At 58.4% G+C, this 23,872-nt stretch carries 20 protein-coding genes; 8 read left to right on the forward strand and 12 right to left on the reverse strand.

The window, feature by feature from the left end; genetic code table 11:
* Position 1: 1 nt before the first annotated feature.
* Positions 2-772: an imidazole glycerol phosphate synthase subunit HisF gene (hisF, locus tag QOM10_RS01620; protein WP_007897430.1), complete on the forward strand. Its 771-nt coding sequence runs from the start codon at positions 2-4 to the stop codon at positions 770-772.
* Between the two features lie 53 nt (positions 773-825).
* On the opposite strand, the gene QOM10_RS01625 is transcribed toward hisF, so the two are convergent.
* The gene (locus QOM10_RS01625; protein WP_316917475.1) at positions 826-2,343 is read right to left on the reverse strand and encodes a serine protease; all 1,518 of its coding nucleotides are present in this window, start codon (positions 2,341-2,343) and stop codon (positions 826-828) included.
* Between the two features lie 322 nt (positions 2,344-2,665).
* On the opposite strand from QOM10_RS01625, the gene QOM10_RS01630 reads away from it, so the two are divergent.
* Positions 2,666-3,421, forward strand: coding sequence for a substrate-binding periplasmic protein (locus QOM10_RS01630; RefSeq protein ID WP_127925492.1), 756 nt, complete (start codon positions 2,666-2,668; stop codon positions 3,419-3,421).
* Here the strand turns inward: QOM10_RS01630 and QOM10_RS01635 are convergent.
* The 5 genes from QOM10_RS01635 to gpmI all read right to left on the reverse strand — a co-directional run bounded on the left by QOM10_RS01635 (position 3,402) and on the right by gpmI (position 10,069).
* Positions 3,402-4,775, reverse strand: a complete 1,374-nt coding sequence (locus tag QOM10_RS01635; protein WP_316917476.1) for a Vps62-related protein — start codon at positions 4,773-4,775, stop codon at positions 3,402-3,404. The two genes, QOM10_RS01630 and QOM10_RS01635, sit on opposite strands and share 20 nt — an antisense overlap.
* A gap of 118 nt (positions 4,776-4,893) precedes the next feature.
* Entirely contained in the window at positions 4,894-5,670 is a 777-nt protein-coding gene (locus QOM10_RS01640) for a divergent polysaccharide deacetylase family protein (protein ID WP_150775461.1), read from the reverse strand.
* A gap of 2 nt (positions 5,671-5,672) precedes the next feature.
* Entirely contained in the window at positions 5,673-6,992 is a 1,320-nt protein-coding gene (locus QOM10_RS01645; RefSeq protein WP_127925494.1) for a S41 family peptidase, read from the reverse strand.
* Between the two features lie 31 nt (positions 6,993-7,023).
* A complete protein-coding gene (locus tag QOM10_RS01650; protein ID WP_077570329.1) occupies positions 7,024-8,310 on the reverse strand; it encodes a murein hydrolase activator EnvC family protein in 1,287 nt (428 codons plus the stop codon).
* A 229-nt stretch (positions 8,311-8,539) separates the two neighbouring features.
* Positions 8,540-10,069 carry a 2,3-bisphosphoglycerate-independent phosphoglycerate mutase gene (gpmI, locus tag QOM10_RS01655; RefSeq protein ID WP_127925495.1) on the reverse strand — a complete coding sequence of 510 codons (1,530 nt, stop codon included), beginning with the start codon at positions 10,067-10,069 and terminating at the stop codon, positions 8,540-8,542.
* A 153-nt stretch (positions 10,070-10,222) separates the two neighbouring features.
* On the opposite strand from gpmI, the gene QOM10_RS01660 reads away from it, so the two are divergent.
* From QOM10_RS01660 to secB, 3 genes are read left to right on the forward strand one after another with little or no spacing between them, the layout of a single operon-like run.
* A complete protein-coding gene (locus tag QOM10_RS01660) occupies positions 10,223-10,636 on the forward strand; it encodes a rhodanese-like domain-containing protein (RefSeq protein WP_016986346.1) in 414 nt (137 codons plus the stop codon).
* A gap of 1 nt (position 10,637) precedes the next feature.
* Positions 10,638-10,892, forward strand: a complete 255-nt coding sequence (gene grxC / locus QOM10_RS01665) for a glutaredoxin 3 (RefSeq protein ID WP_025110925.1) — start codon at positions 10,638-10,640, stop codon at positions 10,890-10,892.
* A 57-nt stretch (positions 10,893-10,949) separates the two neighbouring features.
* Positions 10,950-11,435, forward strand: coding sequence for a protein-export chaperone SecB (gene secB / locus QOM10_RS01670; protein WP_007909233.1), 486 nt, complete (start codon positions 10,950-10,952; stop codon positions 11,433-11,435).
* A gap of 123 nt (positions 11,436-11,558) precedes the next feature.
* On the opposite strand, the gene QOM10_RS01675 is transcribed toward secB, so the two are convergent.
* Entirely contained in the window at positions 11,559-12,014 is a 456-nt protein-coding gene (locus QOM10_RS01675; protein ID WP_316917477.1) for a tRNA (cytidine(34)-2'-O)-methyltransferase, read from the reverse strand.
* On the opposite strand from QOM10_RS01675, the gene QOM10_RS01680 reads away from it, so the two are divergent.
* From QOM10_RS01680 to QOM10_RS01690, 3 genes are all read left to right on the forward strand, one after another.
* Positions 12,013-12,453, forward strand: coding sequence for a hypothetical protein (locus tag QOM10_RS01680; protein WP_127925497.1), 441 nt, complete (start codon positions 12,013-12,015; stop codon positions 12,451-12,453). The genes QOM10_RS01675 and QOM10_RS01680 overlap by 2 nt on opposite strands.
* A gap of 184 nt (positions 12,454-12,637) precedes the next feature.
* Entirely contained in the window at positions 12,638-15,106 is a 2,469-nt protein-coding gene (locus tag QOM10_RS01685) for a hypothetical protein (RefSeq protein ID WP_316917478.1), read from the forward strand.
* A 192-nt stretch (positions 15,107-15,298) separates the two neighbouring features.
* A complete protein-coding gene (locus QOM10_RS01690) occupies positions 15,299-17,338 on the forward strand; it encodes a leucine-rich repeat domain-containing protein (RefSeq protein WP_316917479.1) in 2,040 nt (679 codons plus the stop codon).
* A gap of 638 nt (positions 17,339-17,976) precedes the next feature.
* Here the strand turns inward: QOM10_RS01690 and ntrC are convergent.
* The 5 genes from ntrC to glnA all read right to left on the reverse strand — a co-directional run bounded on the left by ntrC (position 17,977) and on the right by glnA (position 23,552).
* Positions 17,977-19,413, reverse strand: coding sequence for a nitrogen regulation protein NR(I) (ntrC, locus tag QOM10_RS01695; RefSeq protein WP_007961729.1), 1,437 nt, complete (start codon positions 19,411-19,413; stop codon positions 17,977-17,979).
* Positions 19,410-20,495 carry a nitrogen regulation protein NR(II) gene (glnL, locus tag QOM10_RS01700; protein ID WP_064117045.1) on the reverse strand — a complete coding sequence of 362 codons (1,086 nt, stop codon included), beginning with the start codon at positions 20,493-20,495 and terminating at the stop codon, positions 19,410-19,412. The genes ntrC and glnL overlap by 4 nt, the downstream gene beginning before the upstream one ends.
* A 231-nt stretch (positions 20,496-20,726) precedes the next feature.
* On the reverse strand, positions 20,727-21,350 hold the full coding sequence (locus QOM10_RS01705) for a DUF4124 domain-containing protein (protein WP_316917480.1): 624 nt from the start codon (positions 21,348-21,350) through the stop codon (positions 20,727-20,729).
* The gene (locus QOM10_RS01710; protein ID WP_150775697.1) at positions 21,347-21,859 is read right to left on the reverse strand and encodes a DUF4124 domain-containing protein; all 513 of its coding nucleotides are present in this window, start codon (positions 21,857-21,859) and stop codon (positions 21,347-21,349) included. Before QOM10_RS01710 ends, QOM10_RS01705 begins: the two co-directional genes overlap by 4 nt.
* A gap of 286 nt (positions 21,860-22,145) precedes the next feature.
* Positions 22,146-23,552: a type I glutamate--ammonia ligase gene (gene glnA, locus QOM10_RS01715; protein WP_007909254.1), complete on the reverse strand. Its 1,407-nt coding sequence runs from the start codon at positions 23,550-23,552 to the stop codon at positions 22,146-22,148.
* Positions 23,553-23,872: the final 320 nt, after the last annotated feature.

A 23,872-nucleotide genomic window follows, 5' to 3' on the forward strand; every position in this document is an offset into this window, starting at 1 on the left:
CATGGCGCTGGCCAAACGCATCATCCCTTGCCTGGACGTGGACAACGGCCGGGTCGTCAAAGGTGTGAAGTTCGAAAACATCCGCGACGCCGGTGACCCGGTGGAAATCGCTCGTCGCTACGACGAGCAGGGTGCCGACGAGATTACCTTTCTCGACATCACCGCCAGCGTCGATGGCCGTGACACCACGCTGCACACCGTCGAGCGCATGGCCAGTCAGGTGTTCATCCCGCTGACCGTCGGCGGTGGCGTGCGTACCGTGCAGGACATTCGCAATCTGCTGAATGCCGGCGCGGACAAGGTGTCGATCAACACTGCGGCCGTGTTCAACCCGGAATTCGTTGGCGAAGCAGCGCAGCATTTTGGCTCGCAATGCATCGTCGTCGCCATCGACGCGAAGAAGGTTTCTGGCCCGGGTGAAACCCCGCGCTGGGAAATCTTCACCCACGGCGGGCGCAAGCCAACCGGCCTCGACGCGGTCGAGTGGGCGAAGAAAATGGAAGGCCTCGGTGCCGGTGAAATCCTGCTGACCAGCATGGATCAGGACGGCATGAAAAACGGTTTCGACCTCGGCGTGACTCGCGCAATCAGTGATGCGCTGGGCATTCCGGTGATCGCGTCCGGTGGTGTCGGCAACCTGCAGCATCTGGCCGATGGCATTCTCGAGGGCCATGCCAGTGCGGTGCTGGCGGCGAGTATTTTCCACTTCGGCGAATACACCGTGCAGGAAGCCAAGGCCTATATGGCGCATCGCGGGATCGTGATGCGTTAGATGGTCGTCGGTGCTGTGGCGGACTTCGCGTCGAGCGAGACCCGCCACATGATTCATTCTGCTATCCGGGATTGCGTAGGGTGCAGGTGATCAGTCCGAACCTCTGAAACACTCAGGTTTCGATCCATCGTGTAACTGCATAGCGTCAATGGCAGCGCCTGAACGGGGGTGTAAAACCCGTCGTCGACTTTGCTGTAGTGCTCAGGATTGATCTCGGAGCAATTGGTTTCTTCTGCCGGGCCCGTGTAGATCTGGGTCCAGAGATTGCGATCTGCCTCTTCACGGTACTTTATAAAAAGATAATTTCCGTCTGGCTCAATGGTGAGCGTCGGCGCGGGTAGTTGCATCGGAACGGGCGTTACGACTCTTGCTGCGAGGATTTGGGCGTTTCCAAGCAGTCGGCTATCGGCTTGTTGATCGATTGAGTTCACGCCAATCAAGCATAAATAATGCAGTCCGGCTTCTCGGCCAATCTCTGATTGCACTTTTGCGCTGGTTGTACTGATTCGGTCGCTGTAGTTGTCAGGTGAATAACAAGCCTGTGCATCACGAACAGTCTTGAAGCGATAGAACTCGGTACTCATGGAAAAATTGATATCCCACTTGGGTGTTGGTTGGCTGGTGCTGGTGGGCGCTTTGTGCAGTCCGATATCTGTAATTGCTCTTGAGTTTGATCTGAGCTGAAAGTTTGAGTTTGGAGTGAGTGCGCAGTTTTCTGTGTCGAGACGGAATGTTCCATTGGCGAAACAACCAGTCAGATAGTCGACAGGAAAACTTTGGCTCGCCTGATGCGGCAATAGAGATGGTGTCTTTTTATCGCCACACAGACCATGCCAGAAACACAAGTCATCCGAAGGAATACCGTAAGTAGTGCCGGATAATATGCCGGTCACTTGTCCCGTTTCAGCATCGATCACCGGGGCGCCCGATGAGCCAGGCTCAATTCCTTTGCAGTTCTGCTTTTGGTAGTCGGTGTGAATGTTCAAATACTTGATCAGGGTGGTGTGGGTCGGCTCTTGTGTGCAGGTCGAAAGCCTTAGGCCGGCTGCATTGGCGGGCGCGCTTACCAGGTTCACCTGACTGACGTTGCGGGGCGCTGCCGCCGCGAGCTTGAGTGGGGTTATTCCGTCTTTCAGCAGGCTGTCCAGTGAGGTGCCTAACTGCAATATTGCGATATCCGTACTGGCGAAACTGGCCCAGTTGACCTTGTCGATGTCATAACGCTTGGCGCCTGCGAGCGTGTCATGGAAAAAATTGAACTGCATCTGACCTTGATAAGCAATGTCAGCAATTGTGCCGACTCTGATGGAAGTGCAGTGCGCATTGGTCATTACGTAAGCAGGCCCGTTTGCTTCTTTACCTGTTCCGCGAGTATCGAGCAGGAATGCGCTGCAATAAGGCCTATCGTCTTTGAAAATCTTGCCAACACCGTTCCAGTGATTGAAGTCGCCACCCGCGTTACTTAGCAGAATTGCTTCCGGCGCTTCGGCTGTAGTGCCTGCGCAGGAGATTAAGGGAAGTGCCAGTGCTATTGTTGAGCACGCAAAAAATATTCGGACTTTATTAGTCATGATCAATCCTTGACCGTATTTCAGGAATTAATGGAGCAGCTGTGTTTCGCAGGTGAGTTTAATTCGTTGTGCTGTTCGGTATGTGCTGGCTAATGTGACTTGTTGTGAGTGCTGTTATCTGCAAGTTAAAAGTGTGAGGTCGGTGAATGCCGCAGGCATCTCTGATACGGCTGAAAACTGTTCTTTCGCATGCTCTTTTTTTGATTCTTCAGCACGTGCTGGTGCTTTTTAATCGGGTCAGGATGGAAAACCATACAGGCCAGTGGACAGCATGGCGCACCCAAGGCACTCTTGGGCACGCCATGGATTTCGGTAGCCCGACATGATCAAACGCCTGCTTCTTGTTCTCGCCAGCACATCAATGTTGCTCATCAACACTGTCCGCGCCGAAAACAGTCCCGACACCGATCTGGTGCTCCTCACCGAAAACTTCCCGCCCTACAACATGGCGAAAGATGGCAAGAACTTCGCCAAAGGCGAAAACATCAACGGCATCGCCGCCGACATCGTCCGCGAGATGTTCAAGCGTGCTGGTATCACCTACAGCCTGACGTTGCGTTTCCCATGGGAGCGCGTCTACAAACTCGCTCTGGAAAATCCTGGGTACGGCGCCTTCGTGATGGCGCGCCTGCCGGATCGCGAAAAACTCTTCAAATGGGTCGGCCCGATCGGTCCGGACGACTGGATCATGCTGGCCAAGGCTGACAGCAAGATCACCCTCGAAACCCTCAATGACGCGCGCAAGTACAAAGTTGGCGCCTACAAGGGCGATGCAATTGCCGAGACATTGGCCAAACAAGGCCTGAAGCCGATCGTGGTGCTGCGTGATCAGGACAACGCGAAGAAACTGGTCAATGGCCAGATCGACCTGTGGGCCACCGGTGATCCTGCCGGACGCTATCTGGCACGGCAGGACGGTGTCACCGGCCTCAAAACGGTGTTGCGCTTCAACAGCGCGGAACTGTATCTGGCGCTGAACAAGGACGTCTCCGACGACGTCGTTGCGAGGCTTCAGGCCGCGCTGGATCAGCTACGCAAAGAAGGCGTGGTGGACGAGATCATGGGGCGCTATCTGTAGCGCTCACGACGTCCTGCTCAGTCGATGCAGGGGTGGGTGTTTGCTCCATTTCGGCAATATCTACGGGCGTTTCTGTTGCGACCGGCTGCGTGGCAGGGACAATGTTTTCGGGTACCTCGGATGTGTATTGGCTGATGTGCAGGCTGCTGCCGGCGGTATAGCTGAAAAGGTTTGCCACGGCTGTGCCGTCGGCACGCAGCAGTCCGTAGTCGCTTTGAATCAGATAGGCCGCCACTGACTTTCCGCCGTCGACCACCGCGACGACTTCAATGGCCGCCGTGTTGAGCCATTCGTTCGAGTGCATTTCGCATTGTGTGAACTCATGCCCCAGCCTTGCCGAAAACAGGAAAGGAGTGCGCACATTGGTTTGCCATTGGGCTCCAAACTCGACTGAAGTGCTGTTGGTAAATGCGCGCAGGCCGTCGGTCCGCTGCTCGCGGTACGCCGTCCAGCGAAATGTCTGGCTGGTGCTTTCGCTGTTGTGAGCATGACCGACAAGCACGTATTTATCGGTGCGCTGCAGTGTATAGAACGGCGACGTGTGCAGTTGCTCAAGGGGGGCCAGCAGCGGGTCCTTCACCGTGAACCACGGTAGGCTGGCCATGAAGGTAGGTTGTTGCGGCAGGTCCAGTGCAGTCGGTGTTATCCCGCAAAGCAAAGGTGCCACAGGCCGTGGATTGATGATGAGCGGAATCTGCAGACGCAGCGAGTGGACCCGAAGATCCGCCGGTTTCGAATAACCATTGAATCCCACGAAAGTGCCGGGAGCCAGGTAGATCTCACCGGATGCTGCTGCTGGTGGCAGCGCGCCCCAGGCGCTGATGCTTTGTCGTGCGCCGCTGCCCTTGTCGTTCCACAGTGGGTCGCTGGTGCTCGAGGCAATCACCAGATCGGCGCGAACACAGCGAATCGAATTGAGCGAGGGTTTTTCGTGACCGTTGGAGCATACCGATCCCAGTGCCACGTACCCTGCGGGCGGAATCGGGCGCCAGACAGCGCCGTCCTTTTTCGATCCCGAACCGGAATCCCGCCAGATCAACTCAAAATCATCGGGGCTGCGCAAGGCTTTACCTTTGCCAGCGTCGACACTGGGCGTCGGCGATTCGCACACCACGGCCACCACTTTGTTGCCATTGATGTTGCCCAGACCTGGCGCAACCACGTCGCCCAGCGGGAAGTAACCGGGAAGCAAATCGGGGGCGGGAGTGGGGCGCCAGAACGCAGCAGGCTTGGCTCGCGAACCATCGGTATCCCACATGCGCAGAAATTCGCTCGTGAAATTGATCAGCAGGTTGTCGAGCCTGATCGGTTCCATTTGCCTGGCAGGCAATGGAGTAGTGTCAGTTGTGGTCATAGTCATTCCTGATAGTAAAAAACGACTCGGGGTGAGTCGCGACCTGTTGCAGGTCTTACTATCCGGAAAGGGCGAGGGTTTCTTGCGGTAACTATGTATGAGTCAATGTGACCGGGTATTACCGATAGATGCCGTCTTTACCATGCCCGAGCATGGCGCGATTGCTGCGCAGGCTGATCATCTGTCTGATATCGATCCACTCGATTCCCTGAGCTTTCAGCTTCGGCAGTTCGCGCTCCAGCACTGCCAATGTCTGTGGATACGGGTGCCCGATCATCACCGCCGAACCCTGTTTGTGCGCCAGGTTGATCGCCGTCTGCAACTGTGCGGAGATCGCTGCTTCAGTGCGTTCGTCATCCAGAAACACATCCCGCGACACACTCGCCAGATCGATCTTCTGCGCCTGCTGCGCGGCGACAGTCTGTGCGCTGGTGCGGCTGTCGACGAAGAACTTGTGCCGGCGCTGCAATTCGCCCATCAACCACGCCATCGCCACGGGTTGCGCGGTCATGCGGCTGCCCATGTGGTTATTGATGCCAGCGGTGTAGGGGACCATTTTGAACGCCGCGTTAAGGCGTTTTTCCAGCTCTTCGATCGGCAGTTCCGGATGCCAGGCATAAGGCCCGGTGGCGGGGTCCATCGGCATGTGCAGGATGACGATCTTGCCGGCGCGATGGGCTTCGCGGGCAAATTCAGTGGCGTGCGGGGTATCAGGCATGATCGCCGTGGTCACCGGGCCGGGCAGGGCCAGCACGCGGCGATCCCGGGGCAGGTTCTGCCCCAGGTCGTCGATGATCAGTGTCAGGTAGGCTTTGTGTGGTTTGGTGCTGGCGGGCTCTGCATGAACAGCACCCGCCAGACAGCACAACAGAACGAAGACGAAACGCAAAGACATCCTCAACGGCCGGACGTGATGCTCAGCCCTTTGAGCAGGCTCAAGGCCTGGGCCAATTGGTAATCGTCATCCTGCGGCATGGCCTTGGCCTTGCTGCCAGACCCGGTCGGTTTGTCCGCGCCGCCGTTGCCGTTGCCCAAGTGACCTTGCAGGTCGGCTTCCTTGAAGTATTCGCCATCGGCCTCGCTGGTGATCTTGGCCTTGCGTACTTCGATGTCCGGGACAATGCCCTGAGCCTGGATCGAGCGGCCATTCGGCGTGAAGTACAACGCGGTGGTGATCTTCAGTGCGCGGTCGTTGTTCAGCGGCAGCACGGTTTGCACCGAGCCTTTGCCGAAACTGGTAGTGCCCATGACTACCGCACGTTTCTGATCCTGCAGGGCACCGGCGACGATTTCCGAGGCCGAGGCGCTGCCACCGTTGATCAGCACCACCATCGGCACCGCTTCGCTTTCGTCTTTGCCGGTGGCCGAGAAGCGCAGTTCGGAGTTGGCGATCCGGCCTTTGGTGTAGACGATCAGGCCTTTGGTGATGAAGTGGTCGACCACCTCCACCGCTGCCTGCAACACGCCGCCCGGGTTGTTGCGCAGGTCGAGGATGATGCCGTTGAGTTTCTTGCCGTTGTCCTTGCGCATCTTCGCCAGGGCCTTGGAGACCTCATCGCCGGTCTTGACCTGGAACTGGGTGATGCGGATGTAGCCGTAGCCCGATTCAAGCAGCTGTGCCTTGACGCTCTTCACCTGAATCACCGCGCGTGCCAGCGTCACGTCGAACGGCGTGCCGCCATCGCGTACCAGCGTCAGGGTGATTTTCTGACCGATCTTGCCGCGCATCTTGTCGACAGCTTCGGTCATGGTCTGGCCGCGCGTCGGCTGGCCGTTGATCTTGACGATGAAGTCGCCGGCCTGGATACCGGCCTTCGACGCCGGGGTGTCGTCGATTGGTGAAACGACTTTGATGAAACCGTCTTCGGCGCCGACTTCGATGCCCAGGCCGCCGAACTCACCGCTGGTGCTTTCCTGCAGCTCGGTGAAATCTTCAGGGCCCAGGTAGGCCGAGTGCGGGTCAAGGTTGCTGAGCATGCCTTTGATCGCGTTTTCCAGCAGGGTCTTGTCGTCCACCGGCTCGACGTAAGCGGCTTTGATCCGGTCCATGACCTCGGCAAAGGTGCGCAACTCTTCCAGCGGCAGCGGTGCCTTGGAGGTTGCGGCTGTGCCTGCCGGAGCGACGGCCGGGGCCGGTTGCGCGGCGAACGCCAGAGGCGCGCCGATCACCAGAGCGATCGTCAGGGCCAGCGAGGTAAGGCGGGACAAATGCAGCATGTCGAACGAACTCCTTAATTAGGCGGTGCGCTTATCCTTGCGCACGACACCATTGCGCCGGATCACTCGGGTGACCCTGCTGACGAATTGCGAAATACAGCGCTGATGTGTCCTGGCCGCCACTGTTTCCGACAGTGGAGATGGACTCACCGGCTTTAACCACATCACCGGCCGACTTGAGCAGCGTCTGGTTGTGACCGTAAAGACTCAGAAAACCGTTGCCGTGGTCGAGGATCACCAGCAGCCCGGCGCCGCGAAGCCAATCGGCGAACACTACGCGCCCCCCGTGTACGGCATGCACCTGGCTGCCGGCAGAGGCGCTGATCATCACGCCGTCCCACTTGGTGCGGGCGTCGTCGCCACGGCTTTCGCCGAAGCGTGCCAATAGTCGACCATCAACCGGCCACGGAAGTTTTCCCCGGGTTGCAGCAAAAGGGCCACCGAAGGTCTCGCCGCTGCTGGACACCAGCGCGCCGGGAGTAGATTTGACTGGTTTCCGTGGGGCGTCGCTGTTTTCAGCCTGCGCCTCACGCAAGCGCTTTTTTTCCGCTTCCTGCTGGGCGATCAGCGCTTTCTGCCGCGCTTCTTCTGCCTCACGGGCCTGGCGGGCCAGGGTTTCTTCAATGGTTTTAAGGACTTTAGACAGGTCTGCCTGATCCTGCTCGCGGGCGGCGAGTTTCTGATCGCGGGCTTTCACGTCATCGTTGAGCTTGGCGAGGACTTGCTGGCGTTCCTTGCGAACATTTTCCAGTTCGTCGCGCTGGGTGTCGAGGCTGCTTTTCTGCACCAGCAATTGTGCTTGCTGGGCGGCAATGTCTTTTTCGACATTGGCCAGCTGGCGCAGGGTTTCGTTGAAGTTCTTCAACTGCTCCAGGCGGGCCTGGCTCAGGTAATCGTAATAGGTGAGGGTGCGGGCGAATTTCTCGGGATTCTGCTGGTTGAGCAGCAGCTTGAGGTATTCCTGCCGGCCGTTCTGATAGGCCGCACGGGCTTGAATGGCGATCAGTCGCTGCTGTTCAGTGCGCGCGCTCTGGAGTTTTTTTTTCTCTGCATCGAGTCGCTGTAGCTCGGATTCGCTTTTCTGCAGTTCTTTCTGCAGCGCGTCGACCTGCTTCTGCAGCTTGCCCAGCTCGGTTTCAGTGCCCTTGAGTTCTTTCTGTACGCCGGATTTTTCTTCCTGGACTTTGCTCAGCAGCTTTTTCAGCTCGGCAATGTCCTGACGCGTGGCGTCCAACTGCTGTTGGGTTTGCGCGCGCTCGTCAGCGAAGGCCGGTTGGAGCAGGCAGGTCAGAGCGAGGGCGATCAGGACGCGGAGCATAGAGGCGGGCGGCACCAGGGTAATGGACGGCCTAGTATGCCCGCCCGAGGCTGCAAAAAAAACGCCCAATTGGGGCTGTGTGATAACTGGCCTGAAAAACACCACAAACCAATGTAGGAGTGAGCCTGCTCGCGATGGCGTACTTACATTCAACAGAGTAGTCGACTGTCAGATGGCTATCGCGAGCAGGCTCACTCCTACAGGGTTTTGCGGTGTTTTCTGGACCGGGTCAGACCAGAATCGAGGTGCCGGTCATTTCCGCCGGTTTTTCCAGACCCAGCAGTTTCAGCATGGTCGGCGCCACGTCCGCCAGCACGCCGCCTTCACGGACTTTCAGGTCACGCTTGCCGACATAAATGAACGGCACCGGCTCGGTGGTGTGCGCGGTGTGCGCCTGGCCGGTAGATTCATCGGCCATCTGCTCGACGTTGCCGTGGTCTGCGGTGATCAGCGCTTCGCCACCGACTTTTTCCAGGGCGTCGACAATGCGACCGACGCAGGTGTCGAGGCATTCAACAGCCTTCACTGCCGCGTCGAACACGCCGCTGTGGCCAACCATGTCGCCGTTGGCGTAGTTGACCACGATCACGTCGTAACGCTGGTTTTCGATGGCGTCGACGATGCGGTCGGTCACCTCAGGTGCGCTCATTTCCGGCTGCAAGTCGTAAGTAGCGACTTTCGGCGACGGGATCAGGATGCGCTCTTCACCCGGGAACGGTTCTTCACGACCGCCGGAGAAGAAGAAGGTCACGTGCGCGTATTTCTCGGTTTCTGCGATGCGCAGCTGGGTTTTGCCGTTTTTCGCCAGATAGTCGCCCAGCACGTTTTCCAGGCTGCCCGGGGCGAATGCCGACGGTGCCGGAATGCTTGCCGCGTATTGGGTCAGCATGACAAAACCGGCCAGTTTCGGCTGGCGTGCGCGTTCGAAATCCTTGAAGTCGTCTTCGACGAACACGCGAGTCAGCTCGCGGGCACGGTCGGCGCGGAAGTTCATGAACACCACGGCGTCGCCGTCTTCAACCTTCACCGGTTCGCCGATGGACGTGGCTTTGACGAATTCGTCGCTCTCGCCGCGCGCATAAGCGGCCTCGAGACCTTCCTGCGCAGTGGCCGCGTTGAACTCGCTGTTGCCGTCGACGATCAGGTTGTACGCCTGAGCGACACGATCCCAACGGTTATCACGGTCCATGGCGAAGTAGCGACCAATAATGCTGGCGATGCGGCCCTTGCCGAGTGCCTGGAAGGTCGCATCGAGCAGTTCGATCGACGAGGCGGCGCTTTTCGGCGGTGTGTCGCGGCCATCGAGGAAGGCGTGCAGGTAGATTTTTTCGGCGCCGCGCTTGAAGGCCAGTTCGGCCATGGCGATCAGGTGATCCTGGTGGCTGTGCACGCCGCCATCGGAGAGCAGACCCATGAAATGCACGGCCTTGCCGGCGGCCACGGCTTTATCCACCGCGGCGCAGATGGTCGGGTTTTCGAAGAATTCGCCGTCGCGGATCGACTTGGTCACGCGCGTGAAGTCCTGATACACCACGCGGCCGGCGCCGAGGTTCATGTGGCCGACTTCAGAGTTGCCCATCTGGCCGTCCGGCAGTCCGACGTCCATGCCGCTGCCCGAGATCAAGCCATTCGGCACGCTGGCCCAGAGGCGATCGAGAACAGGCTTCTTCGCCGCGAAAACGGCGTTGGATTCGGGGCTGTCGCTGTGACCGAAGCCGTCGAGAATCATCAGGACCAAAGGTTTAGGCGTAGTCGTCATGGAATCCACTCGTGGCTAATAAAGAAGAGGGCGATGGAAAAGGGAGTTGGAGTTTAAAGCTAAGTTCCGACCGCGTCACCGCCGGACGGGGTTTGGCCGACCATAGTGGCTGTGTATACTGGCCGACATTTTAACGCCCTGGAACCTCCTTCGATGGTTGCTCACCTGATTGAATTTGCCACTAACCACTACATTCTTGTCGGTATCTTCGTCGTACTGCTGGCTCTGCTGCTGGCGCACACGATGCAGGGCGGCGGTAAAAGCCTGAGCACCGGCGAGCTGACAGCACTGGTCAACAAAGATGCAGGCGTGGTGGTGGACATCCGTCCGGCCAAGGATTTCGCTGCCGGCCACATCGTTGGCGCGGTGAACATTCCCCAGGACAAACTGGCTGCGCGCGTTGCCGAGCTGGAAAAGCACAAGGCCAAGACCATCATTCTGGTCGACGCCCTGGGCCAGACCGCCGGCACCCACGCCCGCGAACTGATGAAATCCGGCTTCACCGCCGCCAAGCTGTCCGGCGGGATTTCCAGCTGGAAAGGCGACAACCTGCCGCTGGTGAAGTGATATGAGCGAAGTCATCGTCTACTCCAGCGATTACTGCCCTTATTGCTCGCGAGCCAAGTACCTGCTCGAGAACAAAGGCGTGGCCTTCAAAGAGATCAAGGTCGATGGCAAGCCGCAGGTGCGCGCCGAAATGACCCAGAAAGCCGGACGCACGTCCGTGCCGCAGATCTGGATCGGCAGCCAGCACATCGGCGGTTGTGATGATTTGTATGCCCTGGAGCGCGCCGGCAAGCTCGACGCGCTGCTCAAGGCCTGAACGGCTGCACCCACGTACAGCACTCCCTAAAAGACCCAAGATCGATAAGGATCTGAGATGACTGACCAACAGAACACTGCAGCCAGCGAAGAAGAAACCGCACCGCAATTCTCCTTGCAGCGCATCTACGTACGCGACCTGTCCTTTGAAGCCCCGAAAAGCCCGGCGATCTTCCGCCAGCAGTGGGATCCGGCTGTCGCGCTGGATCTGAACACTCGTCAGAAAGCGCTGGAAGGCGATTTCTACGAAGTTGTGCTGACCCTGTCGGTTACCGTGAAAAACGGTGAAGAAGTGGCCTTCATTGCTGAAGTGCAACAGGCCGGTATCTTCCTGATCAAGAACCTGGACGCGGCTTCGATGAGCCACACCCTGGGTGCGTTCTGCCCGAACATTCTGTTCCCGTACGCGCGCGAAACCCTGGACAGCCTGGTGACCCGTGGTTCGTTCCCGGCCCTGATGCTGGCCCCGGTGAACTTCGACGCCCTGTACGCGCAAGAGCTGCAGCGCATGCAGGAAAGCGGCGAGACGCCAACCGTTCAATAAGACGGTTCAGCAACACCCCATGTGGGAGCGAGCCTGCTCGCGATAGCGGTCTGTCAGACACATCAAAGTTGACTGACACTCCGTAATCGCGAGCAGGCTCGCTCCCACATTTGTTTTGCGGTGTTACTTGAAGTCGTTCTGGCGCCAGGCTTCGTACACAGCGACCGCCACGGTGTTGGACAGGTTCAGGCTGCGGCAGCCTTCGCGCATCGGCAGGCGCAGGCGCTGTTCCAGCGGCAGCGCGTCGAGCACTTCCGGCGGCAGGCCACGGCTTTCCGGGCCAAACAAAAACGCATCACCCGGGACGAACGCGGCATCATGAAACGGCCGCGAGCCTTTGGTGGTGAACGCGAACAGCCGTGGATTGCCCAGGCTCTCCAGGCAACTGGCCAGATCCGCATGACGTTGCAGCGTGGCATATTCGTGGTAGTCGAGACCGGCACGGCGCAAGCGCTTGTCGTCCATCTCGAAGCCCAACGGTTCGATCAAATGCAGGTGGCAGCCGCTGTTGGCGCACAGCCTGATAACGTTGCCGGTATTCGGCGGAATTTCTGGTTGAAAAAGGATGACGTGAAACATGCACGGCTCCGAAGGTAAAGATGAGCGGCATTCTACGCCGCCTGTGGACAACCGTTCGAAACTATTCCCGCGGGTGATCGGTTCGCTGGCGATTGTCGGCGTGATGATCGGCTTGATGATCGGTCGCCTGACCACGCCGGACCCAAGCGTGCTGCAGCAAGTTGAAGTGCGCGATGGCGGCCTGGTGGTGTGGTTCAACAACGAGCCGAAGCTGCACGGCGAAATCATCGATGGCACCGTGGCGCTGCTGTTTCAGGCCGAAGGCCCGGCGCAGAACGGCCAGTTCAAACTCAGTGGCAAGGACGTGAACTGGCGCACGCGCAAGAGTGACGGCGGCTTGCTGTTGACGGTGCTGGCGGCGCGGCCGCTGCTGGGCGAGTGGGTCGGCAGCGAAGTCGATGATCGCTGGCGCCTGGAAGTCCGCTTGCAAGAACGCTAGCAGCGTCATTTTTTACAGATGTTCGCTCCGACGCTCTTGGGTGTCGTTTCCCACTGAGACTGTCTACTTTTCCGATCTCCATTCAACACCAGCGCACGCTATCGTTCGCACTTTCAAACGGCAGGATGCCGACCCCCTTCGTCTCTTGCCTGGATGCCAGGGACGTCTTTTCAAGGATGAAAATATGCCATTAAAACCACCTCGCGGTGGCAGCACTCGCGTGGATACGGATGTTCACACGCAGCCGAATCGAAGTGCGGACAAGGATTTTTCACAGGCTCACACGCTCGGCCGCGATGGCACGACCCCTTGGGCTCGCGTCGATGATCCGAAGCTGCGGAACAGCTCACCTGGCGATGATGCCGGCCGCGATACCAGCATGCCGGTGCCGATGGTCGAGATTCGTCCGGCGCCGCTCCCTGCTGAAACCCCTCCGGTCATGTACAAGTCGCTGGAGAATTACGGGATAAAGTCAGTGGCCGTGCTGCCGGACGCCGACAGCGACGGCTTCAGGGTGTACAAAAATCGCCAGTATGTGAATGTGCCTGACGGCGGCATCGTGTTGGTCGGGGTAGACCCGGACACGGGATTTCATCGCGCTCGACTGGCAAGCGAGTTACTGCCGTCCGGGCCATTGCTGTTGCGTGACATCGAGAGCGGCATCTGGCATCCGCACAACGACTTTAACGCACACACCACTCCTCTGGCCGACGCAAGCTTGCAGGTCTTTCGTACCGGGCTTGATCTGCACGGCGTAGCCCCCGGCAGCGACGGCCTGATACATCACGATGGCAAACTCTACGTAGCCATCGACGAACAGGTGTATCAGGTGATGCAGGATCTTGATGCATCCCGTCCCGAATACAGGGTGTGGCGTCTGGTCAATCCCAAGGATCCTGTTGCCACGGACAGCGCCAATATTTACCGCGCCAGTCGCAGCGGTGAAACCCGAGCCATCGTTCGAAACGAGCAGGGTATTTGGGTATCCATCCTCACTGGATTGAGGGGAGGCATGCAACGCAATGACCCCGCCCCCGCCAACCCGCTCAACTTTCATCGACCCTGGCTCGACAGCCCCGGCCCCTCGGCAATCCTGCCACCGGCGGTTGCAACCACGCGGGCACAGGTCAAACGCTACTTTGCCGATGCAACCGATCAACATGCCGATGACTTCATTGCGCGTTTCGGTGAATCGACGGCGGCAGAGGTGGAGCTCAAGCGAATGCAGCTCGAGTTCCCGCTATTGGACCGTGAGATAACTGCGTGGGAGAGTGCTTATAAGGGTAACGACAGCGCCGAGCGCACTCGACGACTGGATATCGGTGCTCGCATGCGTCGGCTGTATAAATGGCAGGGGGAAGCTTCGGAAAAGGTCTACCGAGACGGACGGCTGGTCGGTTTCAGGCTGGATTTGCACTTGGGGCACCGCGGAAACCTGACGCTTCCCGTTTTCGTCACGCGACTCGGCTCTGTGGTTGCTCTTCGGCTAGAGGGGACCACATCGAACAACCTGGGAAATCTGTTTTCGAGGTTTTCGCACATTGAAACCCTCGAAGTACACGGACTCAGCGGTAAGAACAATGGGCTGCTTGCCGAGATCAACGTACTCGCAGCATTGCGAGTTCTGGAAATACGCGAAACCTCCCTCTGGCTGCCGTCGATCAGTCAGCAACATTTCACCGGTTTGAGCCGTTTGCAGGAATTGAGCCTTTCCAATTGCAGTATCTGGCCCAGGCTCTCAGTGATGGGGATGAACGAGTTGCGGGTACTGCGCCTGCGCTCCTGTGATCTGGAACTTTTTCCCTCCGGACTGACCTTCTTGCCCGTCGCGTCGCGTTTACGGGTGCTGGATCTGTATCACAATCCGAAGTTGCGGGATGCACCCAACGTCACCTTGATGTCCGAATTGCACGAATTGAATTTGTCGCATACCAGTATAAGTCAGCCGCCCGTCGGGCTTGGTCTTCCCAACGGTCCGACGCGGCTTGAGGTACTGAACCTGTCGCACAACCCGCTTGTCGTGGCGCCGACGCTCAGAGGAATGCCCGCATTGGTGGAGGTGGATCTCAGCCGGACGTTCATCCAGCATTTCCCGGAAGGCGTCACCTTCGAGGTGCCGAAAACACGGCTGGATCTTTCCTTGACCTCGATCCTGTCGATCCCCGAGACCGTTGAACTGAGGACGGGGATTGAGCTGGATGGCGCGCGGATATCCGACCCGACCTCCCTGCGACGACTGATTGCTGCGCGTCGACAGACAGACCGCGATGTTTGGCTTGATAGAGGACATCCAGGTGTGGGGATCAATCACTGGTTGCACAATGTTCCTGCGGCGCAACACTTTACAAAAATTGCCCTGTGGAACTCACTTGCCGATCAAGAGAATTCGACAATGATGAGACGCTTCGCTGAGCTGGTGCGCACACCGGAGTTTGTGGTCGAACGTCCGCTTTTACAGCGTCGCGTCTGGTCGTTTCTCGCGCATTTCAAAAAGACCAGTCTCGGCGAGCAGGAAGTTTTGCGGGACATGGCGGTCACCGAGCCCAGCCCAGGAAAGATGCTGGACAGGCTGGAAGAGGAAATAAAGAAGTTTGACCCGACGTGGCAGCATCAGCCGCTCCATCAGTTGCCAAAACACCCAAAACTTGGATGACGCTGAAGTGACGGCCTGTATGAAAGCGGCAATCCGAGAACTGCGTTTATGCGGGAGCTCGACAGAACGCTTGAACGGGATCAGCGGTCAGCAGTTTTGAAAAGAAGCTGGCCAGGACCACTAACCGGCAGGATGCCGAAACCATCGTCCCTTGCGTGAATGCCAAGGGCGAGTTCTTCAAGGATGAAAAACATGCCAGTAAAACCACCTCGCAGTGGCAGTACCCACGTGAATGTTCCCGGTAGCCCGAGCCGCCCCGGTGATGTGGATACTTCGCTCCCCGATCCATCGATCCGCAGAAGCGTCGACTCAGGTCTTGCGCTCGATGACCTGCAGCTGCGAACCGGGCCATCCCGCGATACACACGCTGATGTCGTCCGCCCGGAGCCGGCCGTGCTGGTTCAAATGACTGCCGTTGACCTCCCATATCCGGTAGCCGCGCCGCTACTGGAGAATTACTTGATCGGCGCCGGGATAACGCTTCCAGATGCCGACAGCCGTGGCCTCAGGGCGTTTAACAAGCGTTATTACGTCGATCTGTCAGAGGGCGGCACTGTTCTGGTCGCAATGGATCCGGTCGATGCAACGTATCGAGCACGGTTGCCCAATGAGCGGCATCCTTCCGGCCCCGAGTTGGTGCGCGACATTGACAGCGGTTTCTGGCATCCACGCGAGGGCGTTGACTTGACCCTTCGAGCGCAGGTGAAAAAAAACCTTCCGGAACTGTCCGATCGACAAGCGGATGACGTTGTATCCCGGTTTGGTGACAAGGAGACGTTAGAGACTGAACTCAAACGCATTCAACTGGGTTTGCCGCAGTTGGAGCGTGAGCTCAGCACCTGGACGAATGCCCTCAAGGACTCTCCCGGCGCCGATTACGCGAGTCGACTGTCACTGAGTGCCAAGCTGATTCAACTGTACAAGTGGCAAGGCAGCAAGCTCGACCCTTGGGGGCGAATCTATCGCGGCGGGCGAATGGCGGGTTTCAGGATGGATATCGATCTAAGCGAATGGCCGATGCAAAGGGCCCCACTTTTTTCTACACCCATCAATTCCGTTGTTTCTCTTACTCTGAGAGGTTCTTCGTCACAAACACCGCAGGATTTCTTCGCCGGTTTTCCCAGCCTTGAAACACTGAGGACGTCAGGCCAAATGATGTATGGACTGCCCGACGGAGTCGGACGGCTCACGGAGTTGCGCGTGGCGGACTTGAGTAACCCTCTGCTCCACCTTTCGCGAGCCGATATTGAACAATTGAAACAGCTGTCACGTTTGCGCGAGCTGAACCTGGAAGGCCATCCCCTCGGGCATGGTTTTTCGATACGCGATATGACTGAGTTGCGGGTGTTGAAACTGGGTAATACCAGTCTTGTCGGCTTGCCTGCCGGACTGAACGAGTTGGCCGGATGGTCGCGGTTACAGGTATTGGATCTTCAACGAAATCCTTTTTTAGGGCGGGCGCCTGACGTTACCGGGATGTCCGAGCTGCGGGTATTGAATCTGACGCAGACCGGTATCAGCCAGCTTCCTGGCGGGCTGGGCACCGGGAATGGCCCCAAAGGCTTGGAAATATTGAAACTCGGCGAAAATTCGCTGTTTGATGCGCCTTCGCTCGAAGGAATGAGCAAGTTGCGGGAACTTGATCTTTCCAGCACGGAAATCGACAAGTTTCCCGACGGCATCACGTCTGAAATTCCCGTGACAGTATTGAATCTCGCGAACAATCGAATCAGATCGATTCCCGAATCAGTGGAGCTTAGAGCAGGCTTCAACTTGACCGGAAATCCTATTACAGACCCCGCGTCCCTGCGGCGATTGATATTTGCGCGTCGACAAACGGGCACCGATATCTGGTTGGGAGTAGAGAGCGTTGATACGTCGGCGGATCTCTGGCTACGACATGTGCCACACGCGCAAGCTCCAGAGAAACTGGCGCTTTGGGACAGGTTGAACAGCTTTTCTGAAAGCAGTTTGTTCTCGCGGATTCGAAATCTGAGCCGTACGCCTGAATTCTTCGTAGAACGTCAGCTATTAGAGCGCCGGGTCTGGGCGTTTCTCGAAAGTTTCGAAAAGGCAGGCGCTGTTGAACGGTCTCGCCTGAGGGACGTAGCCAGGAAGGAAACGAGTCCAGGAAAGATGCTGGAAAGGCTGGAGGAGGAAATAAAGGCACTTGATCCCGGGCGACAGAATCAGCCCTTGCATCATCTACCCAAGCGTCCGAGGCTCGACTGACCCCGGGACTGCGGTGTAAAAGCGGGAATCCCTGACCTGCCTGTATCAGGGTTCCCAAAACGGGCGGACTTCGCTATGCGCGTCGGTCCGGTGTAAAGAGGGAACCCCCGGCCTGCCTGTACCAAGGATCCCAAAAGGGTGGGCGCATCGCGTTGCGGTGTGTGCCCGGTGTAAAGAGGGGAATCCCCGGCCTGCCTGTACCAAGGTCCCCGAAACGGGTGGTGAATCGAATCACCTGTGAGAGGTATTGCAGGGGGCGTGCCAGGTTTTAAAATGTTGAAACAAAAAAGCTGATCAGAAACGCGAAAGCCCCGGAATTCGGGGCTTTCGTGTTTTTGAATAAAGGGTTCTTCAGTGTTTTCAGGAGTGGTTGTGGCGATACGGCTGTGCGCGATCACGGGTCATTGTGCATTGATGCGGTGCACGGTGGCCCCTCACCCTGACCCTCTTCCAGAGGGAGAGGGGACTGACCGGGTCGCCCGGTCAAATTACGTCGACCTGAGATACCGAGCCGAACTCAGGCCTTGAAACCACCCGAGATCGGCTCCCTTTCCCCTCTCCCCCTTGGAGGCGGTCCGACGTTTCGGGAGGGCTGGAGTGAGGGGGATCGATCCTGAGTACACGACAATCCTTAAGCGTTAACCCTCATCTCCCTCATCATCATCCCCACCATCAACCTTCATACCCAATTCCTTGATCTTGCGCGTCAGGGTATTGCGCCCCCAACCCAGCAACACCGCGGCATCACGCCGACGTCCGGCGGTATGCTTCAACGCCGTCTCGATCATGATCCGCTCAAACGCCGGCACCGCACTGTCGAGCAGGCTCGACTGACCGCGCGCCAATGCCTGATCCGCCCACTGACGTAGCGCCTGTTCCCAGTTGGTTACTGGTGCGGAGTCCTGTGGCAGGCTCAACAGTTCCGGCGGCAAGTCGCTGATATGTACCTCGCGCCCGGACGCCATCACGGTGATCCAGCGGCACGTATTCTCCAGTTGACGCACGTTGCCCGGCCACGGCAGATTTTTCAGGTATTCCTCGGTTTCGCTTTTCAGCAGTTTCGGCTCGACCGCCAGTTCCTGCGCGGCGCGGCTAAGGAAGTGCTTGGCCAGGGTCGGAATGTCTTCGCGACGATCCGACAGGCGCGGGATGTGGATGCGGATCACGTTGAGGCGGTGGAACAAGTCCTCACGGAATTTGCCGGCGTGCACCAGGGTTTCCAGATTCTGGTGCGTCGCCGCAATGATGCGCACGTCGACCTTGACCGGTACATGGCCGCCAACACGATAGAACTCGCCGTCGGCCAATACGCGCAACAGTCGAGTCTGTGTGTCAGCCGGCATGTCGCCGATTTCATCGAGGAACAATGTGCCGCCATCAGCCTGTTCAAAACGGCCGCGACGCAGGTTCGCCGCGCCGGTGAACGCGCCTTTCTCATGGCCGAACAGCTCGGATTCCATCAGATCCTTGGGGATCGCCGCCATGTTCAGTGCAATGAACGGCGAGGCCGCGCGTGGGCTGTGGCGGTGCAGGGCGTGGGCGACCAGTTCTTTACCGGTGCCGGATTCACCGTTGATCAGCACGGTGATGTTGGAGTGGCTCAAGCGCCCGATGGCGCGAAATACTTCCTGCATCGCCGGCGCTTCGCCGATGATTTCCGGGGTGCGGGTCAACGCCGGCACGACTTCCAGGCCTTGCTGTTCTTGGGCGTGCTGATTGGCACGCTTGACCAGCGACACCGCCTCATCGACGTCGAACGGCTTCGGCAGGTACTCGAACGCGCCGCCCTGATAGGAGGCGACAGCGCTGTCCAGATCGGAATGAGCGGTCATGATGATGACCGGCAACCTTGGGTGTTGCTCGCGGATTCGCGCCAACAGATCCAGACCACTGGCACCCGGCATGCGAATGTCGGAAATGATCACGTCAGGCTGCTGACGGGCCAGACGACTCATCACACCGTCGGCACTGTCGAAGCTCTGGGTGGTCATGCCTTCCTGCTGCAAGGCCTTTTCCAGAACCCAACGGATAGAACGGTCGTCATCGACGATCCATACGGTTTCACTACGGCTCATGTCGATGTGGCTCCTTGTTCCAGTGGCAGAAAGATCGAGAAGGTGGTGTGGCCTGGGTGGCTGTCACACTCGATCAGGCCCTGGTGCTGGCTGATGATGTTCTGGGTAATGGCCAGACCGAGCCCGGTACCGTCCGGGCGTCCGCTGACCATGGGAAAGAAAATGGTTTCCTGAAGTTCCGCCGGGATCCCGGGGCCGTTGTCGATGATCTCGATCTTGGTCACCAGGCGATGGCGGATGTGGCCGATGGTGAACTGGCGCATGGCGCGGGTGCGCAGGCTGATGCGGCCCAGACGCAGCTCGTTCTGGCTGCTGATCGCCTGCATCGCGTTGCGCACGATGTTCAACACCGCCTGAATCATTTGCTCGCGGTCGATCAATACGTCGGGAATGCTTGGGTCGTAATCGCGCACCAAGGTGATGCAGCCCTGACTTTCCGCTTCGACCAGTTGGCAGACGCGCTCGAGCACTTCGTGGACGTTGCACATCGCCAGCGACGGCAGCTTGTTCGAGCCGAGCATGCGGTCGACCAGATTGCGCAGGCGGTCGGCTTCTTCAATGATCACGTTGGTGTAATCGCGCAGGCTGTCTTCCGGCAGCTCGCGGGCCAGCAATTGTGCTGCGCCGCGGATGCCGCCGAGCGGATTCTTGATCTCGTGGGCGAGACCGCGCACCAGCATCTTGCTGGTTTCCTGTTTGGACAGCTGTGCCTCTTCCTTGGTGATCCGCAGCAAGCGGTCACGCGGATGGACTTCCAGCAGAAGCATGGTCGCGCCATTGCTGAGGATTGGCGTCACCGCGTAATCCACGGTCAAGGTCTGGCCGGTGAGGGCAGTGAGCATCGCTTCGCGTTTAGTGAACGGATGCGCCTGTTCCACCGCCTGGCGCAGGGAATTGAGCGCCTCGGTGGATTCAGTGAACAGCTCGCTGATGAATTGCCCATGGCTGCGCTGCCCGCTGATGGCGAGCAGCATCTCCGCCGCCGGGTTCATGTACTCGAGGCGCAATTCGGCGTCGAGCAGGATCGTGGCGGTGGTCAGGTTGTCGAGCAGCAAACGGTGGATTGCGTCGCTAATGGTCATCGGAGCCTCTTTTGGGGGCGGAGCGTGCGCAACAAGCAAGCGTCGGTGAACGGAAAATGCAAAAACCAAACCAAGGCTCTGAAAAGAAGCGTCAAACGCCTGAAACAGGCGTTTGACGCTCGTTTGAGTGGCAGGGTGCCAGCTCGAACGGGAAGTTTCGAACCAAAATGGGTTGGATTGTGGGTACGGTGCAATCTATTGCACCAATATAGTGCGCAAAGCTGAACGGCGTTAGAAGAAACGCAGGAAGGGGTTTTTCGGCTCAGGCGGTTTGTCTTTCAGTGGGCATTCCGGGCGCACGCCGTAGTCTTCGGCGACGCAGGGTTTGATCTGGCGTTTTTGCGCGAGAGAAATGCGCTGCATGAGGAAAGGCTGGTTGGCGGTGCGTTCGACCGTTCGCCCCTGTGCATCGAGGATTTCCACTGAAAGGTTATGGCTGCCACGATCAATGTTGTTCAGCGGGAACACCGGACTCAGACCTGGTTCGCCGGTGGCCTGTCCATCCAGCAACAGCCGGTAGCGATGGCCTTTTTGCAGGCCCGGCTCGCTGGTGACGCTGACGATGATTTCGCCGGCACTGCTGCGAATCGTGGCATCGGGCTCGGGCACCAGAATGCGCAGCATGTCGTAGTGGAAGGGCGGCTGTTCCGGGGATTTTTTCGCCGTGGAAATCGGCGCAGCGGCGCTGGGATTGGCCGACATGCGATTGCTGGTCGCGATGGGCACCCGTTTGGCGTTGCCGCGGGGCTGGTCGGTGTAGACACGATTGCCCTGAGCATCGGTATAGGTGAAGACCTCTGCTGAGGCCAGCAGCGTCATCAGCGCCAACACGACGAACAAACATGCGCGGATCATGGCTTGTGCACCCGCTGCACGCTGAGAGGTACTGGTGGGCTCTGCTGGATGATCGTCTGTCCGTCGATCACCTGCACCGCGAGGCGATGTTCGCCGCGATCGACGTTCACCAGTTGCAGGATCGGCACGTTGCTCGGCTGACCGTAAGGCTCATCGTCCAATACCAGCCTCAACTGATGCGGCGGCTGTAGGCGCGGCTTGATCAGCACTTGGACGGTGAACGTGCCGTTATTGGCGCGCACGGCCTCTTCGGTGGGCAGGCCTGCGAGTTCAAGAATGTCGTAGGCGTTGCGCACAGGTTCACGGTTGTCGGTTTCGGGCGCGGGTGATGCGCCGGGTGCCTGCGGCTCGACACGATTGAGCGGCGGCAACTCCACGGGCTGCGCCTGCACACCGTCCGGCGAGTGATCGCTATACACCGTGTTGCCGTTGGCGTCGGTGTACTTGTAGATCTGCGCAGTGGCGGGCAGGGCGATCAGCAGCAGAATGTAGAAAAAGGTGCGACCCATGAAATCGACCGGGATTGAAAGCGATGGGGTGCAGCATAGGACAGACGCGGCGGTTGGCCCAAGCCTGCACACATCACGAGATCATTCAGACACCAAAAATCCCCTGTAGGAGTGAGCCTGCTCGCGATGGCGTCGTGTCAGTCAGCATTACCTCCAATGATCCACCGCTATCGCGAGCAGGTTCGCTCCCACAGGGATCGGTGTGATGCCATAAATCGCGGGCAATAAAAAAGGCCTCCCGAAGGAGGCCTCTTTCACTCACGCCACGTAACGCGGCGCTACCGGATCAGCAGCTGTAGTACAGCTCATATTCCAGTGGGTGTACGAAGGTGCGAACCTTGATTTCTTCTTCCGATTTCAGCGCGATGTAAGCGTCGATGAAGTCGTCGGAGAACACGCCGCCCTTGGTCAGGAACGCGCGGCCTTTGTCCAGCTCTTCCAGGGCTTCTTTCAGGCTGCCGCAAACTTGCGGGATCTCTTTCGCCTCTTCAGGCGGCAGGTCGTACAGGTTTTTGTCAGCCGCGTCGCCTGGGTGGATCTTGTTCTGGATACCGTCCAGACCGGCCATCAGCAGTGCTGCGAAGGCCAGGTACGGGTTGGCAGCCGGATCCGGGAAGCGGGCTTCGATACGGCGGGCTTTCGGGCTCGACACGTAAGGAATACGGATCGAAGCGGAACGGTTGCGAGCCGAGTAGGCCAGCATCACTGGAGCTTCGAAGCCTGGTACCAGACGCTTGTAGGAGTTGGTCGCCGGGTTGGTGAAGCCGTTCAGGGCCTTACCGTGCTTGATGATGCCGCCGATGAAGTACAGAGCGGTATCGGACAGGCCGGCATAGCCTTCACCTGCGAAGGTGTTCTTGCCGTCTTTCCAGATCGACATGTGTACGTGCATGCCCGAACCGTTGTCGCCGTACAGTGGCTTCGGCATGAAGGTCGCGGTGCGGCCGTAAGCGTCAGCAACGTTGTGCACAACGTACTTCAGGGTTTGGGTTTCGTCGGCTTTCTTCACCAGGGTGTTGAACTTGACGCCGATTTCGTTCTGACCGGCAGTCGCCACTTCGTGGTGGTGAACTTCGACGGTCAGGCCCATTTCTTCCAGTGCGTTGCACATGGAGGTACGGATTTCGTGGTCGTGGTCGAACGGTGGCACCGGGAAGTAGCCGCCTTTGACGCCTGGACGGTGACCCTTGTTGCCGCCTTCGATGTCCTGGTCGGACATCCACGAACCTTGCTCGGAGTAGATCTTGAACATCGAGCCGGAGATGTCCGACTTGAATTTCACCGAGTCAAAGATGAAGAATTCTGGCTCTGGACCGGCGAACACGGTGTCACCGATACCGGTGGCTTTCAGGTGTTCTTCAGCACGCTTGGCGATCGCACGTGGGTCGCGGTCGTAGCCTTGCATGCTCGAAGGTTCGATGATGTCGCACACCAGGATCAGGGTGGCGTCTTCGGTGAACGGGTCGAGAACGGCAGTTTCGTCAACCGGCATCAGGATCATGTCGGAGGCTTCGATGCCTTTCCAGCCAGCGATGGAGGAACCGTCGAACATCTTGCCGACTTCGAAGAAGTCTTCATCCAGCGCATCGCGAGCCGGCATGGTCACGTGGTGCTGAGTGCCTTTGGTGTCCGTGAAGCGCAGATCAATCCACTTGACGTCATGATCTTTGATGAGTTGAACCGTCTTCGACATATGTCCTCCGGGTGGCTTCGGGCTTGGTAGTGGATGCCCTTGAATTTGGGTGATGCCGGCGCGAATACTCTGCCAAGGCAACCTGCCTCACAAGGGAGCAAATTGCATGCCAGTGCCCCAGCATGGGTTTTTTGCCCCAGATTCACGCTTATTAAGGTGCAAAGCGCCTGAATGCGGAAAATCTCGCCCTTTAATGTAGCGTCGTAAAACGAAAATGACCTGTTTTGGTGCGTGCAAAACCTTCTGCACATTAACTGGTTAAACCTTGAGCAATTTCCGCTATAATCCGCGCCCCCCTTTTTCGGCTGGCCGTTCGCGCG

Origin of the sequence: Pseudomonas sp. P108 (genome assembly GCF_032613195.1) — a bacterium.
GTDB lineage: Bacteria > Pseudomonadota > Gammaproteobacteria > Pseudomonadales > Pseudomonadaceae > Aquipseudomonas.

Excerpts from the sequence above, each read along its gene's own strand:
- hisF (WP_007897430.1), top strand. The coding sequence starts at position 2 with ATGGCGCTGGCCAAACGCATCATCCCTTGCCTGGACGTGGACAACGGC.
- QOM10_RS01625 (WP_316917475.1), bottom strand. The coding sequence starts at position 2,343 with ATGACTAATAAAGTCCGAATATTTTTTGCGTGCTCAACAATAGCACTG.
- QOM10_RS01630 (WP_127925492.1), top strand. The coding sequence starts at position 2,666 with ATGATCAAACGCCTGCTTCTTGTTCTCGCCAGCACATCAATGTTGCTC.
- QOM10_RS01635 (WP_316917476.1), bottom strand. The coding sequence starts at position 4,775 with ATGACCACAACTGACACTACTCCATTGCCTGCCAGGCAAATGGAACCG.
- QOM10_RS01640 (WP_150775461.1), bottom strand. The coding sequence starts at position 5,670 with ATGTCTTTGCGTTTCGTCTTCGTTCTGTTGTGCTGTCTGGCGGGTGCT.
- QOM10_RS01645 (WP_127925494.1), bottom strand. The coding sequence starts at position 6,992 with ATGCTGCATTTGTCCCGCCTTACCTCGCTGGCCCTGACGATCGCTCTG.
- QOM10_RS01650 (WP_077570329.1), bottom strand. The coding sequence starts at position 8,310 with ATGCTCCGCGTCCTGATCGCCCTCGCTCTGACCTGCCTGCTCCAACCG.
- gpmI (WP_127925495.1), bottom strand. The coding sequence starts at position 10,069 with ATGACGACTACGCCTAAACCTTTGGTCCTGATGATTCTCGACGGCTTC.
- QOM10_RS01660 (WP_016986346.1), top strand. The coding sequence starts at position 10,223 with ATGGTTGCTCACCTGATTGAATTTGCCACTAACCACTACATTCTTGTC.
- grxC (WP_025110925.1), top strand. The coding sequence starts at position 10,638 with ATGAGCGAAGTCATCGTCTACTCCAGCGATTACTGCCCTTATTGCTCG.
- secB (WP_007909233.1), top strand. The coding sequence starts at position 10,950 with ATGACTGACCAACAGAACACTGCAGCCAGCGAAGAAGAAACCGCACCG.
- QOM10_RS01680 (WP_127925497.1), top strand. The coding sequence starts at position 12,013 with ATGCACGGCTCCGAAGGTAAAGATGAGCGGCATTCTACGCCGCCTGTG.
- QOM10_RS01675 (WP_316917477.1), bottom strand. The coding sequence starts at position 12,014 with ATGTTTCACGTCATCCTTTTTCAACCAGAAATTCCGCCGAATACCGGC.
- QOM10_RS01685 (WP_316917478.1), top strand. The coding sequence starts at position 12,638 with ATGCCATTAAAACCACCTCGCGGTGGCAGCACTCGCGTGGATACGGAT.
- QOM10_RS01690 (WP_316917479.1), top strand. The coding sequence starts at position 15,299 with ATGCCAGTAAAACCACCTCGCAGTGGCAGTACCCACGTGAATGTTCCC.
- ntrC (WP_007961729.1), bottom strand. The coding sequence starts at position 19,413 with ATGAGCCGTAGTGAAACCGTATGGATCGTCGATGACGACCGTTCTATC.
- glnL (WP_064117045.1), bottom strand. The coding sequence starts at position 20,495 with ATGACCATTAGCGACGCAATCCACCGTTTGCTGCTCGACAACCTGACC.
- QOM10_RS01705 (WP_316917480.1), bottom strand. The coding sequence starts at position 21,350 with ATGATCCGCGCATGTTTGTTCGTCGTGTTGGCGCTGATGACGCTGCTG.
- QOM10_RS01710 (WP_150775697.1), bottom strand. The coding sequence starts at position 21,859 with ATGGGTCGCACCTTTTTCTACATTCTGCTGCTGATCGCCCTGCCCGCC.
- glnA (WP_007909254.1), bottom strand. The coding sequence starts at position 23,552 with ATGTCGAAGACGGTTCAACTCATCAAAGATCATGACGTCAAGTGGATT.